Source organism: Mesorhizobium sp. M1322 (genome assembly GCF_040318085.1).
In the GTDB taxonomy this organism is placed as follows: domain Bacteria; phylum Pseudomonadota; class Alphaproteobacteria; order Rhizobiales; family Rhizobiaceae; genus Mesorhizobium.
The window spans coordinates 13161-29552 of the sequence record NZ_JAMYLP010000073.1; the positions used below are offsets into that span (position 1 = coordinate 13161).

The following is a 16392-nucleotide window of genomic DNA, read 5'->3' on the forward strand; positions in this document are numbered from 1 at the left end:
CAGCCTGCGCGGGGACTTCAAAAGTGAAACGTCATTTCGACGTGCTGGTCGTCGGCGCGGGATCGGCCGGCTCGGTAGTGGCTAGCCGGCTAAGCGAGGACATCTCGTGCCAGATCGGCCTGATCGAGGCCGGGGTGATGCCGTCCGATCCCGATATCGCCGACCCGCTGAAATGGACGATGCTGCAAGGCCGCGCCTACGACTGGGCCTATCGGACAGTGCCGCAACCCTTTACCGCAAACCGCGTCCATAAATGGCCTCGCGGAAAGATCGTCGGCGGTTCGAGCTGCCTGCATGCCTTGGCCTATGTGCGTGGCCATCCCGCTGATTTCGAACCCTGGGTGGCCGCCGGCGGCGAGCGCTGGTCCTTTTCGGGCTTGTTGCCGGGCTTCGTCCGCAGCGAAGCTTTCACGGCCTTCGATGCGCCGTCGCGCGGCCGAAGGGGACCGTTGGACGTCTATCTGCCGGATGCGGAAGTCAGCCCCGTCGTTCGCGCCTATATGGCCGCAGGACAGGCCATGGGGGTCCCCGTGCTGACCGATCACAACAGCGGCGAGCTGGTCGGCACGAGCCCCAATTCGCTGAACATCCGCGCCGGCCGGCGCCTGAGCGTCGCCGACGCCTATCTGCCCCCCGAAGTAATGGCGCGACGGAACCTCGCCTTGCTGACCGCCCACGATGTCGAGCACCTCCTGCTGGAGGGCCAGCGGGCCACGGGTGTGGCTGTCGTGTGCGACGGAGAGACCATGACGATCTCCGCCGACAGGATCGTTCTTTGTGCCGGCGCGGTATCGTCGCCGCTCATCCTCATGCGGTCCGGTATCGGCGACCCCGATGCGCTGAAGCAAGCGGGGATACGTTGCCTTGCCGACCGACGCGATGTCGGCCGCAATCTGCAGGACCATCTGCTGGCTCTTGGAAACGTCTACAGCACGAAAAAACCGCTGCCGCCGTCGCGCCTGCAGCACTCGGAATCGTTGATGTACCTGCACGGTATTGATCCGACCCGTTCGACGGGAAGCCCCGATATTGCTCTAGCCTGCGTCGTTGCTCCATCAGCCGCAGAGGGCTTGAATGCACCACCCTATGGCTCGGCTTTCACCATTCTATGCGGCGTCACCCATCCGACCAGCCGTGGGCGCATCGCACCGAGCGGGCCGGGCCGAAACGATGCACCCATCATCGACCCGCATTATCTCGAAACCGAACACGACCGGGCGGTTTTCCGGACGGCGCTGAAGACGGCGCGCGCGATTGGTCACCATGCAGCGCTCGACGAGTGGCGCGACGTGGAAGTTCTGCCGGGATCACCAGTGCAGTCGGACGCCGACCTTGACGCCTTCATCGCCAGCGCCGCCTCCACACATCATCATCCTGCCGGCACGTGCAGGATGGGTGGGGATGCCGACGCAGTCGTCGACCCGGATTTGCGGCTGAACGGCTTCGACAACGTCTTCATCGTCGACGCGTCAGTGATGCCGACGATCCCGAGCGGACCGATCAATGCCGCCGTAGTCGCCATCGCGGAAACCTGGGCGGCAGCTTCGCCTAGCGCATGACCCGGAAAATCGGATCGTATCGAGCGCAACGCGGGGTAATCGAGATGGGCCGGACGTGGCCCGAATCGGATCGATGCCGGACGGCCTATTCTGCCCAGAGTTCGCGTCGCAATTCGCGCCAGCTTTCCTTGTCCGGTGCGACAAGAAGGCCACCTCCGACGTGCGAAGGCAGATAAGCGCTGCGATCGAAACGCGCCGCGTAACCACCTGCTTCGGCATGGATCAGCACACCGGCCAGATGATCCCACGGCATCAGCTTGTTGTAGACGACGAAGTGGGCGTGGCCGCTCGCCAGCAGGCGGTATTCGTGAGCCGCGCAGCGATAGCCGAATTGCGACAACGATTTCGTCTGGTTGCGCGCCAGCCGTGACCGTTCCGGCTCGGGCATGTATTGCCAGGAAACCGCGCCGGTCATTTGCGAGATCGGCGCAGGCTCGGCGACATGCACCTTCTCCAAAATGCCATGCGCGTGCCGTATGTGGCTGCCAGCACCTTTGGCGCCGATCAGCCAGTCCTTGCCGACGGGATCGTGAATGATGCCGGCGACGGTCTCGCCCCTCACCACGACGCCGAGCATGACGCCGAACAGCGGCACACCGGAGGCGAAATTGAAGGTGCCGTCGACCGGATCGATGACGAAGGCGAGATCGGCTTCGCCGAGACCCTGGAGCAGCGCCGGATCATCGGAGCATGCCTCCTCGCCGACGATCATCGCCTGGGGGTAGCGCTCACGCAGCCTGACGGTGATGAGCCGCTCGGCATTCACGTCAGCCTCCGTCACCAGGTCGGCAGCCGAGGTTTTCTGGCGGACTTCGCCCTCATCCAGCCGGCGAAAGCGCGGCATGATCTCGGCAATGGCGGCATCGGACAGAAGCTTGGCGAGCCAGTCGATCGCGGTATCGTCAAATGTCATCGGGGACGTTTTGCCTTGTGGTGAGGGTCTCGTTGAGGACGGCGAAATCGAATAGCTTTCTGTCGAGCAGATGCGAGGGCCGCACATTGGTCATGGCGTGGATCATCGTGTCCTTGCGGCCGGGCATGCGCTTTTCCAAGTCGTCGAGCATCGCCTTCATCGCATTGCGCTGCAGGCCGTCCTGGCTGCCGCACAGATCGCACGGGATGATCGGGAACTTCATGGCGCCGGCGAATTTTTCGAGATCGGCCTCGGCGCAATAGGCGAGCGGCCGCAACACCATAACGTCGCCGTCGTCGTTGAGCAGTTTTGGCGGCATGGCGGCGAGGCGCCCGCCATGGAACAGGTTCATGAAAAAGGTTTCGAGAATGTCCTCGCGGTGGTGGCCGAGCACCAAAGCCGAGCAGCCCTCCTCCCGCGCGATGCGGTAGAGATGGCCACGCCTGAGCCGCGAGCATAGCGAACAGTAGGTGCTGCCCTCGGGAAGCTTGTCGGTCACCACCGAATAGGTGTCCTGATATTCGATGCGGTGCGGAATGGCGTATGTGTTGAGATAATCGGGCAGAATGTGTTTCGGGAAATTCGGCTGGCCCTGGTCGAGATTGCAAGCCAACAGGTCAACCGGCAGCAGCCCGCGCCATTTGAGGTCGAGCAGCAAAGCAAGCAAGCCATAGGAATCCTTGCCGCCCGACAAGGCGACCAGCCAGTGATCGCCAGGCCTCACCATCGAAAAATCATCGAGCGCCTGACGGGCGAGACGCAGCAGCCGCTTGCGCAGCTTGTTGAACTCGACGGAGGACGGCACATCGGCAAACAGAGGATGAAAGCCGCCTTCGGTATCGGCGATCGGTTCGAGTGTTCCGGCGTCTGGCAGCATGTTCATGGCACGTCGGCCTCAAAATCCCAGTTGCTGCCCGGATTAGCGCATCGGCCCGAAAACCGAAATCGATTTTCGAAAAGCACGATGCGCAAATAAAAAGAACCAGAGCACGGCAGACAAAGAAAAGGCCGCCTCGATGGGCGGCCTTCGATGCTGTCGCAGACGGCGGTTCGATCAGCGCGAATAGAATTCGACGACCAGATTCGGTTCCATCTGCACGGCGAAGGGAACATCCGACAGGCCGGGGATGCGCCCGAAGGTCGCGGTCATCTTGTTGTGGTCGACCTCGATGTAGTCAGGCACGTCGCGCTCGGCCAAGCCCACTGATTCCAGGACGATCACCAACTGCTTCGACTTTTCGCGCACTTCGATGAGGTCGCCCGGCTTGCAGCGGTACGAGCCGATGTTGACGCGCTTGCCGTTGACATTGATGTGACCGTGATTGACGAACTGGCGGGCGGCAAAGATGGTCGGCACGAACTTGGCGCGGTATACGACCGCGTCGAGACGCGACTCGAGCAGGCCGATCAGGTTCTCCGAGGTGTCGCCCTTGCGGCGGTCCGCCTCTTCATAGACCTTGCGGAACTGCTTTTCCGAAACGTCGCCGTAGTGACCCTTCAGCTTCTGCTTGGCACGAAGCTGCAGGCCGAAATCGGAAAGCTTGCCCTTGCGGCGCTGGCCGTGCTGGCCGGGACCGTATTCGCGCTTGTTGACCGGGGATTTCGGGCGGCCCCAGATGTTTTCTCCGAGACGGCGGTCGATCTTGTATTTCGCGGATTCGCGCTTGCTCATCGCATTCCCTTTCAAAACAACACACCCGGAACCTCATGGTCCGGGTGAAGGAAACGCGCCCTCCTCTGGCCCCCGTTTTCGAGACCTGACAGGGTTTTCCCACGCAACGCGGCGGAAACCCACGGGACACGTCATTTTACACAAGACCTGGGAAAATAGAGCGCTTCCCAACGTCTTGCGCACATAAGAAACCACCGGGCGTTGCGGCCCGGTGTTGGGGGCTGATTAAACGGAGATCTGACCCGTGTCAAGCTTGCAGCTGGCGTCGGTGATGCCGAAGGTCAGCAGCGGGCTGTGTGCTGGGCCCCGGCTATTCAACTATGGAATCCGACCCCCGACCTCCTGCGGGTGTGGGTCAAGCGGCTAGTGCTTTGATTTCTTCTCGGGCAGGCCCTTACGCTTGGTCTCCGCGAATTCCTCGAGCTGCTTTTCGCTCATCGATTTGTACATTCCCTTCGAAGCGCCTTTGAGCTCACTCTTCTTGGTCTCGCCACGCTTGGCGGACAATGCCGCTCCTGCGGCTTTCTGCTGGGCTTTTGAAGTGGCTGGCATGATCGTTTCTCCCGTCTTGCAATGAGGGAAAAACGCACCGGTCCGGGTGATGTTCCCAGGTATCAGGAAATCGCCAGCCCAAACCCCTGCATCAGGCGGCGAGTCGGGAAATCAACCCGCTTCGAGGTGAAGACGGCAAGGTCGGCGCCTTCCGACAACGCCTCGCCGCGGTGGCTGGCCTCGGTGCCCGCGAGCAGCGAGAGCGCTCGTCGCGCGATCGCCTCGGCGGGGTCGAGCCAATCGACCGGCCAAGGTGCCGTCTTGCGCATGCGGTTGGCCAGAAAGGGATAATGAGTGCAGGCAAGCACGACGATGTCGGTCCGCAGTTTATCATGTTCGACGAAGCATGGCGCGATCTCGGCACGCACCGCCTCTTCATCGACAAAGCCTTCGCGCATATAAACCTCGGCCAGCCCCGCCAGATTGTCGCTGCCAACCAGGCGGACATGGCATTTTTGCGCCCATTTGCCGATCAGGTCGCGCGTATACTGGCGCTTGACGGTGCCTGGGGTCGCCAGCACCGAAACCAACCCGGAACGCGTGCGTTCCGCCGCCGGCTTGATCGCCGGCACCGTGCCGACGAAAGGATGGCCGGGAAATCTCTCACGCAACGCATCGATGACCAGCGTCGAGGCGGTATTGCAGGCGATGACCGAGATGGCCGGCGAAAAACGGTCGAGCAGCTTGCCGAACAGCTCTAGTATATGCGCCCTCAGTGCCGGTTCCTCCCAAGCGCCATAAGGGAAAGCCGCATCGTCGGCGACATAGACGAAGCGGCGGTCTGGCATCAGCACGCGCGCTTCGCGCAGCACCGTCAGGCCGCCGATGCCGGAATCGAACACCAGGATCGGGCGGGCGCTTGAGGGATCGGTCATTGTCATCAGTTAGGAGGGGAGTTGGGGAGAGAAGGCTGGCCGGGCTTAAGCCAATGATGCGTTTATCCGGAACGGTTCTATCTGCAACCATCATGGCCTTGATGCGGCGAGATGATCACACAAGGCCCCGCTTGCCGAAGCCGCCGGGCCGGGGCCGGCTGTTTGGCAGAGACGCAGGTTGAGATGCAGGGTGGTTCGACGGCGCCGGTGCGGCGCGCATGGCGTGGGCCGGAGCCTGGGCCGTCACGCCGGCGGCCGACTCTGAATGGGGCGCCCGGCCGCCGCGCAACGGCCTGAGAGGGTCGAGATCATCGAAACTCAGGGAAGACGCCATATCCGCAGAGCTGCCACCCGCCGGCTTGGCCGCTAAGATGACCACCCAGAGGCCGACGAGAGCGAGTCCCAGCAGGTTAAGGCCGGAATGCGAATCTTCGCCGTCGAATTTCACGACAAGAAGAGTGCCGGCCTGAAGAATCGCGTCGCGGCTTCGACGCCAGGCGAAATTCGCGCGGAACAGCACGACCACCAGCGAAGCGACGAGTACGGCCGCGGCCAGCCCTTCCCTGGAGGGGCCAGGTTTCGAATTGGCCAATCCCTCGATGCCGATGGTCAATACGACGCAAAGCACAAAGGTCACAATTTCCGCAACCAGCAGCGCGGCGGAATAGAAGAAAAAGCGAAGACGACCGATATTTGAGTTAAACATCCGTGGATCCACCCTTCGCCGGACAATGGATCATATCGAATAAAAATCGGTTACTGGTGAAGCAGCCGTTCTCACGATCGGTCCTATTCTTTGTCTGTCGCCTTGCGGGCCTTTGCCGCCGCTGCCGGTAGCCGTCTTGGATCGTCACCCGGCGATCCGTCGCCGCGCGGCATGGCCGGCGAGAACCTGTCCAGCGACGATATTATGCCGCGCAGCACCTTGAGTTCCGGCTCGGCGAAGCCGGCGCGCGTCAGCACCGCGCGCAGATTGTCGACCATCTTCGGCTTCTTCGGCGCCGGGCGAAAATAGCCGCGCGCTTCGAGCGCGCCTTCCAGATACGCGAACAGGCCGTGCAATTGTTCTTTGGTCGCCGGCATCATGTCGGGGCTGGAAAAATTGGTTTTCGTCTCGTCTTCCAAGCCCGACTTCATCCATTCATAAGACATCAGCAGGGCCGCCTGGGCGATGTTGAGCGAAGAGAAGGCGGGATCGACCGGGAAGGTGACGATCTCGTCGGCCAGGCCGACCTCGTCATTGTAGAGCCCGAACCGCTCGCGGCCGAACAGGATGCCGGTGCGCTGTCCAGATCGCTGCCGCGCTCTCAGCGCCCTGCCCGCCTCGACCGGTCCGCGCACCGGCTTGAAATTATCGCGCGCGCGCGCGGTGGTGGCGAAGACGAAGTTCAGATCGGCGACCGCCGAGGCGAGATCGTCAAATACTCTAGCGGCATCGATGACGTGGTCGGCGCGGCTCGCGGCAGCGCGCGCTTTTTCGTTCGGCCAGCCGTCGCGCGGATTGACGAGGCGCAGCTCCGACAGACCGAAATTCGCCATGGCGCGCGCAACCATGCCAATATTCTCGCCGAGCTGCGGCTCGACCAGGATGATCGCCGGGCCTGTGGCAGCGAGGATGTCGTTGCTGGCTTGCATGATCTCAATGAACTGCTGTTTGCGGCATTTCAGCGTCCCCTGCCATATCCGGCCGCGAAAATGAAGCTTTCACAAAGAGTGGCCGATGGCGATGGTGAAGCACGCCCGCGCGGATCGCCGTTTGCGCGGCCAAAAATGCTTTGATATACGGGCCGCACCCGGCCGAAGCCATGCGGGCAAGGCCGTCCCGATCCCCAACAATGAGGCATTCTTTCCATGGCGAAGATCAAGGTGGCGAACCCGGTCGTCGAACTCGACGGCGACGAGATGACCCGCATCATCTGGCAGTTCATCAAGGACAAGCTGATCCACCCCTATCTCGACCTTAAGCTTGAATATTACGACCTCGGCGTCGAGCACCGCGACGCCACCAACGACCAGGTGACCATCGACGCGGCCAATGCCATCAAGAAACATGGCGTCGGCGTGAAATGCGCGACGATCACGCCCGACGAGCAGCGCGTCGAGGAATTCGGGCTGAAGAAGATGTGGAAGTCGCCGAACGGCACCATCCGCAACATTCTCGGCGGCACCATCTTTCGCGAGCCGATCATCATGAAGAACGTGCCGCGGCTGGTGCCCGGCTGGACCAAGCCGATCATCGTCGGCCGTCACGCTTTCGGCGATCAGTACCGCGCCACCGACTTCCGCTTTCCCGGCAAGGGCAAGCTGACGATCAAGTTCGTCGGCGAGGACGGCAAGGTGATCGAGCATGACGTGTTCGATGCACCGGCCGCCGGCATCGCCATGGCCATGTACAATCTCGACGACTCGATCCGCGAATTCGCCCGCGCCTCGCTGAATTACGGCCTGCTGCGCAACTACCCCGTTTACCTCTCGACCAAGAACACCATCCTCAAGGCCTATGACGGCCGCTTCAAGGACATTTTCCAGGAAGTCTACGAGGCCGAGTTCGAAGCCGAATTCAAGGCGAGAAAGATCTGGTACGAGCATCGGCTGATCGACGACATGGTCGCCTCCAGCCTGAAATGGTCGGGCGGCTATGTCTGGGCCTGCAAGAACTATGACGGCGATGTGCAGTCGGACACGGTGGCGCAAGGTTTTGGCTCTCTCGGCCTGATGACCTCGGTGCTGATGACGCCGGACGGCAAGACGGTGGAGGCGGAGGCTGCGCACGGCACCGTCACCCGCCACTATCGCCAGCATCAGAAGGGCGAGGAAACTTCGACCAATTCGATCGCGTCGATCTTCGCCTGGACGCGCGGCCTCACCCATCGCGCCAAGCTCGACGACAATGCCGAGCTGAAGCGTTTTGCCGAGACGCTGGAAAAAGTCTGCATCCAGACCGTCGAGGCCGGCTTCATGACCAAGGATCTGTCGCTGCTGATCGGTCCCGACCAGCCATGGCTTTCGACCACCGGCTTCCTCGACAAGATCGACGCGAATCTGCAGAAGGCGATGGCCTGACCAGACGAACGTCATGAGCAAACCCATCGTCTATGGGGCGGACTACAGCGTCTATGTGCGCATCGTCCGCCTCGTGCTCGAGGAAAAGGGCATCGACTACGAACTTGTGCCGGTCGACATCTTTGCGGCGGACGGCGTTCCGGGCTGGTATTTCGACCATCACCCGTTCGGCCGCATCCCTGCCTTCGAGCATGACGGGTTCCGCCTCCACGAGACCAGTGCAATTGCCAGGTATGTCGACGAGGCTTTCGACGGCCCGGCGTTGCAACCGGTCGAAGCCCGACCTCGTGCAACCATGAACCAGATCCTCGGCATGCTCGACGCCTATGCCTATCGGGCCATGGTCTGGGACGTCGCCGTTGAGCGGCTGGAGAAAGAGCCGCCCGACGAGGTGCTGATCGCCGCCGGACTTAGCCAGGCGGCTACGGTGCTTCGCGTGCTCACCTCACTGAAAGCCGCCGGGCCTTGGCTGCTGGGCGATCAACTGACACTTGCCGACCTGCACGCCGCGCCGGTCGTCGGCTACTTCGTCAAGGTCGCCGAAGGGCGAAACCTGCTGGCGGAGTTTGCCGACATCCACAACTGGTGGACCCGCATCGCTCAGCGTCCAAGCTTTTCCGGAACTGAAAAGGCCGGGTGAGGCGAATGCCAGATGCTCATTCGGGAAGGTAGATTTCCGCCTTCATGAAGGTCTTCGCACGACCTGCGATCAGCACGCGATCTCCAGCCAGGTCACACAGCAAATGCCCGCCGCGCTGCGAGCATTGGAATGCCGACAGATGCGTCTTGCCGAGTTTTTCAGACCAGTAAGGCACCAGCGTCGCATGAGTGGAGCCGGTCACCGGATCCTCGGGAATGCCTGCTCCGGGCACGAAATAACGCGAGACGAAATCATGGGCTCGCCCGGGCGCGGTAATGACCAGGCCAAGAGGATGAAGGGCTCTTATCCTAAGCATATCGGGAACGAATGACCGTACGGATGCCTCGTCGGCAAGCTCGACAAACAGGTTTTCGAAATTGCGGAAGCTCGAAACCGGACGCCGGGGAAATATCTCTTGCAGCGCCAGCGGTAACTCCCCGCCGAGCGGCTGCGGCGGAAAACACGGCAGATCGAGCTGGTAGGCACCTTCCCGTTGGGAAACCCGTAGCTCACCCACCCGCGTGGCAAAGACCATGTCACCAGGCATCTTGTGTTCCGCGGCCAATACATGGGCGGCCGCAAGAGTAGCATGGCCACAGAAGTCGACCTCTTGAACCGGCGTGAACCAGCGCAAATCCCAACCCTCGCCATTCGGCCGCGCAAACGCGGTTTCAGCAAGATTGTTCTCGTTTGCGATGGCCTGCATCACATCGTCCGATAGCCAGTCCTCCAAAACGAGAACGGCAGCAGGGTTGCCTTGGAAAGCCCGTTCGGCAAAGGCGTCGACTTGATACATGGTCAACGTTGCCACATCATCCCCGCTGCCATTTCGGCTTCGCCTTACGCAGCTTCCAGAGCCGCTTTCACCGCAGCGATCGCATTCTCGGCTTTCGAGGCATCCGGGCCGCCGGCCTGGGCCATGTCAGGCCGACCGCCGCCGCCCTGCCCACCCAATGCCGCCGACGCCACGCGGACCAGATCGACCGCGCTGAAGCGGCTGGTCAGGTCGTCGGTGACGCCGACCACGACACTGGCCTTGTTGTCCTCGCCGGCGCCAACGAAGACGACGACGCCGGAGCCGAGCGACTTCTTGCCGGCATCGGCCAACGGTTTCAAATCCTTTGGCGAGACGCCCGATACCGCCTTGCCGAGGAAGCCGACACCGGCAATGGTCTCGTTCTCGGCAGGCACGCCGGCTGGCGAGCGGTCGCCCAGCGCCAGCTTCTTGCGCGCTTCGGTCAGCTCCTTCTCTAGCTTCTTGCGCTCGTCGAGCAGCGCCTCGACGCGGGCCGGCACGTCGGCTGGCGAAATCTTCAGCGCCGCCGCGACCGCCTTCAGCCGCTTGTCCTGCTCGTCGAGATGCTTTCTGGCCGCCTCTCCGGTCAGCGCCTCGATGCGGCGCACTCCAGCGGCCACCGCACTGTCCGACACCACGCGCACCAGACCGATATCGCCGGTCGCCCTGACATGCGTGCCGCCGCAGAGCTCGACCGAATAGGGTCGGTTGGCCTTGGCGCCATGCAAGCCCGTGCCCATCGAAACGACGCGCACTTCATCGCCATACTTCTCGCCAAACAGCGCCATGGCGCCTTCGGCAATGGCATCGTCAACCGACATCAGCCGCGTGGTGACCGGGCTGTTCTGGACGACGATCTCGTTCGCCATCCGCTCGACCTCTTCGAGCTCGTCGGGCGAGATCGGCTTGTTGTGCGAAATGTCGAAGCGCAGACGCTCGGGCGCGACCAGGGAGCCCTTCTGCGCGACATGGGTGCCCAGCACCTCGCGCAGCGCTTCGTGGATCAGATGCGTCGCGGAATGGTTCGCGCGCAGCCTGGAGCGGCGCGCATGATCGACCTTCAGCTCGACAGTCGCGCCCGTGTTGACCGTGCCGTTGACCACCTTGCCGAGGTGCACGAATAGCCCATCGGCCTTCTTCTGCGTGTCGGAGATCTCGATCGAGAACCGTTCGCCCGAAATGACGCCGGTATCGCCCATCTGGCCGCCGGACTCGCCATAGAACGGCGTCTGGTTGACGACCACGACAACGGCGTCGCCCTTGGCGGCGCTGTCGACGATCTTGCCGTCCCTGACCAGCGCCTGGATGAGGCCTTCCGCCTGCTCGGTCTCGTAGCCGAGGAATTCGGTGGCGCCGTTCTTCTCGCGCACCGGGAACCACACCGTTTCGGTCGCGGCCTCGCCGGAACCAGCCCAGCTCTTGCGCGCCTCGGCCTTCTGCTGCTCCATCGCATTGGTGAAGCCGGCAAGATCGACCGAGATATTGCGCTGACGCAGCGCGTCCTGCGTCAGATCGAGCGGAAAGCCATAGGTGTCGTAAAGCTTGAAGGCTGTCTCGCCATCCAGCATGTCGCCGGAGCCCAGCTTTTCCGTCGCCTCAGAAAGCAGGCCCAAGCCGCGCACCAGGGTCTTGCGGAAACGGGTTTCCTCAAGCTTCAGCGTCTCGGTGATCATCTGTTCGCCGCGCACCAGTTCCGGGTAGGCCTGGCCCATCTCGCGCACCAGCGCCGGCACCAGCCGCCACATCAGTGGATCACGGACGCCCAAAAGCTGCGCATGGCGCATGGCGCGGCGCATGATGCGACGCAGCACGTAGCCGCGGCCTTCGTTGGACGGCAGCACGCCGTCGGCCACCAAAAAGCAGGACGAACGCAAATGGTCGGCGATGACGCGGAACGATGCGACGGTGTCCCCATCCGGACCGCGGCCGAGCGCGGATGACGCAACGTCGACCAAGTGACGGAACAGGTCGGTCTCGAAGACGCTCTCCACCCCTTGCAGAATGGAGGCCATGCGCTCCAGGCCCATGCCAGTGTCGATCGACGGGCGCGGCAGGTCGATGCGCTCGTCCTTCGTCACCTGTTCGTACTGCATGAACACCAGGTTCCAGAATTCGAGGAAACGGTCGCCATCCTCCTCGGGGCTGCCGGGAGGGCCGCCCCAGATGTGCTCGCCACGGTCGATGAAGATCTCCGAGCACGGCCCGCAAGGTCCGGTGTCGCCCATTGCCCAGAAATTGTCCGAGGTCGGAATGCGGATGATGCGATCGTCGGAAAAGCCGGCGATCTTCTTCCAGTAGCCGGCCGCCTCGTCGTCGGTGTGATAGACGGTGACCAGCAGCTTGTCCTTCTTCAGCCCAAACTCCCTGGTGATCAGGTTCCAGGCAAGTTCGATCGCGCGCTCCTTGAAATAGTCGCCGAACGAGAAATTGCCGAGCATCTCGAAGAAGGTCAGGTGGCGCGCAGTGTAGCCGACATTGTCGAGGTCGTTGTGCTTGCCGCCGGCGCGGACACTCTTCTGAGCGGTCGTGGCACGCGAATAGGGCCGCTTTTCCAGGCCGGTGAAGACGTTCTTGAACTGCACCATGCCGGCGTTGGTGAACATCAGCGTCGGGTCGTTGCGCGGCACCAGCGGGCTCGACGCGACGACCTCGTGACCCTCCTTGCGGAAATAGTCGAGGAATGTCGACCGGATCTCGTTCACGCCACTCATGAATAATACTGCCTTTTAGCTTTTAGAGAGAGCCGTCGGCCCGGCCGACGGCAAATGGACATGGCCTTTTAGCCGCCGAGTTGCACCCTGTCCAGAAACACGGAATTGGGCCAATTTGCGGGGCTTGCCGGGTCATCTCGGCGCGCCCCCGCCGAAACGCAAACCGCCGGCGTAGGCCGGCGGTTCGAAACGCAACAATACAGAACTCGATTACAGCCTGAAGCCTACATGGCGCCCGCTTCGTCCTCGAAACCATCGTCTCCGCCTTCGGAACCACCGTTCTCGAGGAATTTCTCGGCGATCAGCCCGGCATTCTGCCTCAGCGCCAACTCGATCTCGCGCGCCGTGTCGGGATTGTCGCGCAGGAACAGTTTTGCGTTCTCGCGGCCCTGGCCGAGCCGCTGCGAATTATAGGAGAACCAGGCGCCCGACTTCTCGACCACGCCGGCCTTGACGCCGAGGTCGACCAACTCGCCGGTCTTGGACACGCCCTCGCCATACATGATGTCGAATTCGACCACCTTGAAGGGCGGTGCCAGCTTGTTCTTGACCACCTTGACGCGGGTCTGGTTGCCGACGACCTCGTCGCGGTCCTTGACCGAGCCGATGCGGCGAATGTCGAGGCGCACCGAAGCGTAGAATTTCAGTGCGTTGCCGCCGGTCGTGGTCTCGGGCGAACCGAACATGACGCCGATCTTCATGCGGATCTGGTTGATGAAGATGACCATGGTGTTGGAGCGCGAGATCGAGGCGGTCAGCTTGCGCAGCGCCTGGCTCATCAGCCGCGCCTGCAGGCCGGGCAGCGAATCGCCCATCTCACCCTCGATTTCGGCGCGCGGCGTCAGCGCCGCGACCGAATCGACCACCAGCACGTCAATGGCGCCGGAACGCACCAGCGTGTCGCAGATCTCCAGCGCCTGCTCGCCGGTATCGGGCTGCGAAATCAGCAGGTTTTCGAGATCGACGCCGAGCTTGCGGGCATAGACCGGATCGAGCGCGTGCTCAGCATCGACGAAGGCGCAGATGCCGCCTTTCTTCTGGGCTTCGGCCACCGTGTGCAGCGCCAGCGTCGTCTTGCCCGAGCTTTCCGGCCCGTAGATCTCGACGATGCGGCCGCGCGGCAGGCCGCCCACGCCAAGCGCGATGTCGAGGCCAAGCGATCCGGTCGGCACGGTTTCGATCTCGACGACCTGCTCGTTTGCGCCGAGCCGCATGATCGAGCCCTTGCCGAAGGCACGCTCGATTTGCGACAGCGCCGCATCCAGAGCCTTTGATTTATCCACTGCTTTGTCCTCTACAAGCCGCAAAGAATTCTGAGCCATGATACATCACCCCTTGGTCGTCAATGAAGGCCGGACAGTCCGTAATCCTTATCAATTTGTACCGTTTTTGTTCTGGTCTGGCAAGGGGCGATATCCAATTGAAAAACAAACAATATCCGGATTTGTTCTTTTTTTGTTTCGTGTTTTCACCCCAGGATGTATCCCGCTTCACCCGTAGGATTCTGCTGGGCATCTTCCGAATCGCGCCTCCGGTTGCCGGGTTCCGCCTGACAACCTAGTCTCACCCGGCAACAGCAAAGGTCATCTCGCCGGCATGATGAAGTCGCCGACAATCCTGGCCGTGGGCGGCGCCTATATCGAGCGGCGCGGCCAAGTTTCGGGCGCCTTCGTGCCGGCGGCGTCAAATCCCGGCACGATGCGCGAGGCTGTCGGCGGTGCCGTCTTCAATGCGCTGCGCAGCGCCGTGCGCCGCGGCGTCTCCGGTTCGCTGCTTTCGGTGCGCGGCGGCGACGGTCTGGCCGATACGGTCTCGCGCGCCATCGCTGCGGCCGGCATTGCCGATCTGTCCGTAGTGTTCCTCGATCGCACGACGCCGAGCAATACGGTGCTGGTCGACGGCGATGGCGCTCTGATCGCCGGCCTTGCCGACATGGCGCTCTACGACCTGGCGCTTCCCAAGCAGATCCGCCGTGCCAAGGTGCGCGAGGCGATCAGCACCGCCGATGCGGTCCTGTGCGACGCCAACCTGCCGTCGACGGCGCTGGAGCGGCTGGTGGCGCTTGCCGCCGGCAAGCCGGTCTTCGCCCTCGCCGGTTCACCGGACAAGGCGGTGCGACTCGCGCCGGTGCTCGGCAGCCTGGCGATGGTCTTCATGAACCGGCATGAGGCCTTCGCACTCGCCGATGTCGGTATCGACACGGCGGAGCGAGATATCATCGACTGCCTGGGGCGCGCGGGCCTCAAAGGCGGCGTGGTGACGGCGGATGACGGTCCGGTGCTGGGTTTCGACGAAGCCGGCGCCTTCTCGATCCTGCCGCCGAAAAAAGTCGCGGACGGCGCCGCCGATGCGCTGGCGGGCGCAACGGTTGCCGCCCTGCTGCGCGGCCTGACGCTGCGCGCGGCGCTGCGCGACGGCGTTGCCGCGGCAATGCTCGCGATCGAAAGTGCCGGGCTTGTGCCGGTCTTAACGGCGGCAGACTTTGCCGACGCGCTGGCCCTTGTGCCCGAGCCGCAGAAAATTGGCATGAGCTGATGACCAGTGGAGAGGCAGCCTATTTGCCGGCACGCAGCCCCGCTTCATAGGCCCGGCGTGCCCAGACCGCCATCTCATCCGGATCGTCGAAAGCGCTGTCGGGAATGCTCCAATACGGCATAGACACCAGCTTGCCGTGCCGCGAGCCGGTGTAGGTCCACTGCGTGCAGCCGGCCGCTTCGAATTCCGGCGCGCTTTCCGCGTCGGCCTTCAGCATCAATTCGCCGCGAAGGACGATCGCGACGATGACGCCGTCGAAGTAGATGCCCTTGCCGCCGAACATCTTGCGAATGCTGACCGGGCCGAGGCCTTCGAAAAGTTCGGCAATGCGTTCATTGTCCATGCCGCAATCATGTCATCCGGATTTCCCCTTGTCATCGCCCCAATCAACCCCATCCTGACAAGGTGAAAACCAACCTCGTCGGAGTTCTTCATGCCGCTTCTGCTCAAAGGGTCCTGCCGGTGCAATGCTGTCCACTTCGAGGTGGAAAGTCACACGCCGGTGCCGTTCATGCTCTGCTACTGCTCGATCTGCCGCAAGCAGCAGGGCGGCGGTGGCTTTGCCATCAATCTCGGCGCCGATTTCGAGACGCTGAAAATCAAGGGCAAGCGCAATCTCGGCGTCTATCAAGCCGAGATCGAGGACGACGAGCATCCGCAATGCGAGATCTCGTCAGGCGAACGGAATTTCTGCAAGAAATGCGGATCGGCACTCTGGCTCTACGATCCGACCTGGCCGGAGCTGGTCCACCCCTTCGCCTCCGCGATCGACACAGACCTGCCGAAGCCGCCTGAAAAGGTCCATCTCATGCTGAAATACAAGGCGAACTGGGTCGAGCCCGAGATCGGCAAGGACGACAAGACCTTCGACGTCTATCCCGAGGAATCGATCGCAGACTGGCACAAGCGGACGGGAATGTGGGTGGATTAGCATTTCTTCGCCCCGTTTACGGGGAGAAGATGCCGGCAGGCAGATGAGGGGGGCGCAAACATCACAGAAGCCGGCTCTGCCCCTCATCCGGCCCTTCGGGCCCCCCACACCCCCGGGCCGGGGGGGCGGGGGGGCGGGGGGGGGT

At 62.6% G+C, this 16392-nt stretch carries 16 protein-coding genes; 5 read left to right on the top strand and 11 right to left on the bottom strand.

Going from position 1 to position 16392, the window contains the following annotated elements; genetic code table 11:
- Window positions 1-23 precede the first annotated feature (23 nt).
- The gene (locus NKH12_RS22655; RefSeq protein WP_352955178.1) at window positions 24-1559 is read left to right on the top strand and encodes a GMC family oxidoreductase; all 1536 of its coding nucleotides are present in this window, start codon (window positions 24-26) and stop codon (window positions 1557-1559) included.
- A gap of 85 nt (window positions 1560-1644) precedes the next feature.
- On the opposite strand, the gene NKH12_RS22660 is transcribed toward NKH12_RS22655, so the two are convergent.
- The 7 genes from NKH12_RS22660 to NKH12_RS22690 all read right to left on the bottom strand — a co-directional run bounded on the left by NKH12_RS22660 (window position 1645) and on the right by NKH12_RS22690 (window position 7206).
- Entirely contained in the window at window positions 1645-2472 is an 828-nt protein-coding gene (locus NKH12_RS22660; RefSeq protein WP_352955179.1) for an inositol monophosphatase family protein, read from the bottom strand.
- Window positions 2462-3355, bottom strand: coding sequence for a tRNA 2-thiocytidine(32) synthetase TtcA (ttcA, locus tag NKH12_RS22665; protein WP_352955180.1), 894 nt, complete (start codon window positions 3353-3355; stop codon window positions 2462-2464). Before ttcA ends, NKH12_RS22660 begins: the two co-directional genes overlap by 11 nt.
- A gap of 171 nt (window positions 3356-3526) precedes the next feature.
- Window positions 3527-4144, bottom strand: a complete 618-nt coding sequence (gene rpsD / locus NKH12_RS22670) for a 30S ribosomal protein S4 (RefSeq protein WP_352955181.1) — start codon at window positions 4142-4144, stop codon at window positions 3527-3529.
- Window positions 4145-4507: 363 nt separating this feature from the next.
- Complete coding sequence (locus NKH12_RS22675; RefSeq protein ID WP_023717374.1) at window positions 4508-4696, bottom strand: DUF3008 family protein; 189 nt, start codon at window positions 4694-4696, stop codon at window positions 4508-4510.
- 62 nt (window positions 4697-4758) lie between these two features.
- Window positions 4759-5571, bottom strand: a complete 813-nt coding sequence (murI, locus tag NKH12_RS22680) for a glutamate racemase (protein WP_352955182.1) — start codon at window positions 5569-5571, stop codon at window positions 4759-4761.
- 115 nt (window positions 5572-5686) lie between these two features.
- Entirely contained in the window at window positions 5687-6289 is a 603-nt protein-coding gene (locus NKH12_RS22685) for a hypothetical protein (protein ID WP_352955183.1), read from the bottom strand.
- A gap of 71 nt (window positions 6290-6360) precedes the next feature.
- On the bottom strand, window positions 6361-7206 hold the full coding sequence (locus tag NKH12_RS22690; protein WP_352955184.1) for an RNA methyltransferase: 846 nt from the start codon (window positions 7204-7206) through the stop codon (window positions 6361-6363).
- Between the two features lie 216 nt (window positions 7207-7422).
- On the opposite strand from NKH12_RS22690, the gene NKH12_RS22695 reads away from it, so the two are divergent.
- Together NKH12_RS22695 and NKH12_RS22700 are read left to right on the top strand one after the other, a co-directional pair.
- Window positions 7423-8634: an NADP-dependent isocitrate dehydrogenase gene (locus tag NKH12_RS22695; RefSeq protein ID WP_352955185.1), complete on the top strand. Its 1212-nt coding sequence runs from the start codon at window positions 7423-7425 to the stop codon at window positions 8632-8634.
- Window positions 8635-8647: 13 nt separating this feature from the next.
- Window positions 8648-9274, top strand: coding sequence for a glutathione S-transferase family protein (locus tag NKH12_RS22700; protein ID WP_352955186.1), 627 nt, complete (start codon window positions 8648-8650; stop codon window positions 9272-9274).
- Between the two features lie 16 nt (window positions 9275-9290).
- Here the strand turns inward: NKH12_RS22700 and NKH12_RS22705 are convergent, their stop codons facing one another.
- The 3 genes from NKH12_RS22705 to recA all read right to left on the bottom strand — a co-directional run bounded on the left by NKH12_RS22705 (window position 9291) and on the right by recA (window position 14103).
- Complete coding sequence (locus tag NKH12_RS22705) at window positions 9291-10085, bottom strand: PhzF family phenazine biosynthesis protein (protein ID WP_352955187.1); 795 nt, start codon at window positions 10083-10085, stop codon at window positions 9291-9293.
- A 29-nt stretch (window positions 10086-10114) separates the two neighbouring features.
- Entirely contained in the window at window positions 10115-12781 is a 2667-nt protein-coding gene (alaS, locus tag NKH12_RS22710) for an alanine--tRNA ligase (protein WP_352955188.1), read from the bottom strand.
- Between the two features lie 224 nt (window positions 12782-13005).
- Complete coding sequence (recA, locus tag NKH12_RS22715; protein ID WP_008875470.1) at window positions 13006-14103, bottom strand: recombinase RecA; 1098 nt, start codon at window positions 14101-14103, stop codon at window positions 13006-13008.
- 274 nt (window positions 14104-14377) lie between these two features.
- Between recA and NKH12_RS22720 the strand changes: the two genes are divergently transcribed.
- Window positions 14378-15316 (top strand): carbohydrate kinase family protein, encoded by a 939-nt coding sequence (locus NKH12_RS22720; RefSeq protein WP_352955189.1) that lies wholly within the window; start codon window positions 14378-14380, stop codon window positions 15314-15316.
- 19 nt (window positions 15317-15335) lie between these two features.
- Here NKH12_RS22720 and NKH12_RS22725 read toward each other — a convergent pair whose 3' ends face one another.
- Complete coding sequence (locus tag NKH12_RS22725; RefSeq protein WP_352955190.1) at window positions 15336-15659, bottom strand: TfoX/Sxy family protein; 324 nt, start codon at window positions 15657-15659, stop codon at window positions 15336-15338.
- Window positions 15660-15749: 90 nt separating this feature from the next.
- Here NKH12_RS22725 and NKH12_RS22730 point away from each other — a divergent pair, with 90 nt between their 5' ends.
- Window positions 15750-16247 carry a GFA family protein gene (locus NKH12_RS22730; RefSeq protein WP_352955191.1) on the top strand — a complete coding sequence of 166 codons (498 nt, stop codon included), beginning with the start codon at window positions 15750-15752 and terminating at the stop codon, window positions 16245-16247.
- Window positions 16248-16392 lie beyond the last annotated feature (145 nt).

Bases quoted from the DNA above. Each gene is read 5' to 3' on its own strand.
- NKH12_RS22660 (WP_352955179.1), bottom strand. From the start codon at position 2,472: ATGACATTTGACGATACCGCGATCGACTGGCTCGCCAAGCTTCTGTCC.
- ttcA (WP_352955180.1), bottom strand. From the start codon at position 3,355: ATGAACATGCTGCCAGACGCCGGAACACTCGAACCGATCGCCGATACC.
- rpsD (WP_352955181.1), bottom strand. From the start codon at position 4,144: ATGAGCAAGCGCGAATCCGCGAAATACAAGATCGACCGCCGTCTCGGA.
- NKH12_RS22675 (WP_023717374.1), bottom strand. From the start codon at position 4,696: ATGCCAGCCACTTCAAAAGCCCAGCAGAAAGCCGCAGGAGCGGCATTG.
- murI (WP_352955182.1), bottom strand. From the start codon at position 5,571: ATGACCGATCCCTCAAGCGCCCGCCCGATCCTGGTGTTCGATTCCGGC.
- NKH12_RS22690 (WP_352955184.1), bottom strand. From the start codon at position 7,206: ATGCAAGCCAGCAACGACATCCTCGCTGCCACAGGCCCGGCGATCATC.
- NKH12_RS22695 (WP_352955185.1), top strand. From the start codon at position 7,423: ATGGCGAAGATCAAGGTGGCGAACCCGGTCGTCGAACTCGACGGCGAC.
- NKH12_RS22700 (WP_352955186.1), top strand. From the start codon at position 8,648: ATGAGCAAACCCATCGTCTATGGGGCGGACTACAGCGTCTATGTGCGC.
- alaS (WP_352955188.1), bottom strand. From the start codon at position 12,781: ATGAGTGGCGTGAACGAGATCCGGTCGACATTCCTCGACTATTTCCGC.
- recA (WP_008875470.1), bottom strand. From the start codon at position 14,103: ATGGCTCAGAATTCTTTGCGGCTTGTAGAGGACAAAGCAGTGGATAAA.
- NKH12_RS22720 (WP_352955189.1), top strand. From the start codon at position 14,378: ATGATGAAGTCGCCGACAATCCTGGCCGTGGGCGGCGCCTATATCGAG.
- NKH12_RS22725 (WP_352955190.1), bottom strand. From the start codon at position 15,659: ATGGACAATGAACGCATTGCCGAACTTTTCGAAGGCCTCGGCCCGGTC.
- NKH12_RS22730 (WP_352955191.1), top strand. From the start codon at position 15,750: ATGCCGCTTCTGCTCAAAGGGTCCTGCCGGTGCAATGCTGTCCACTTC.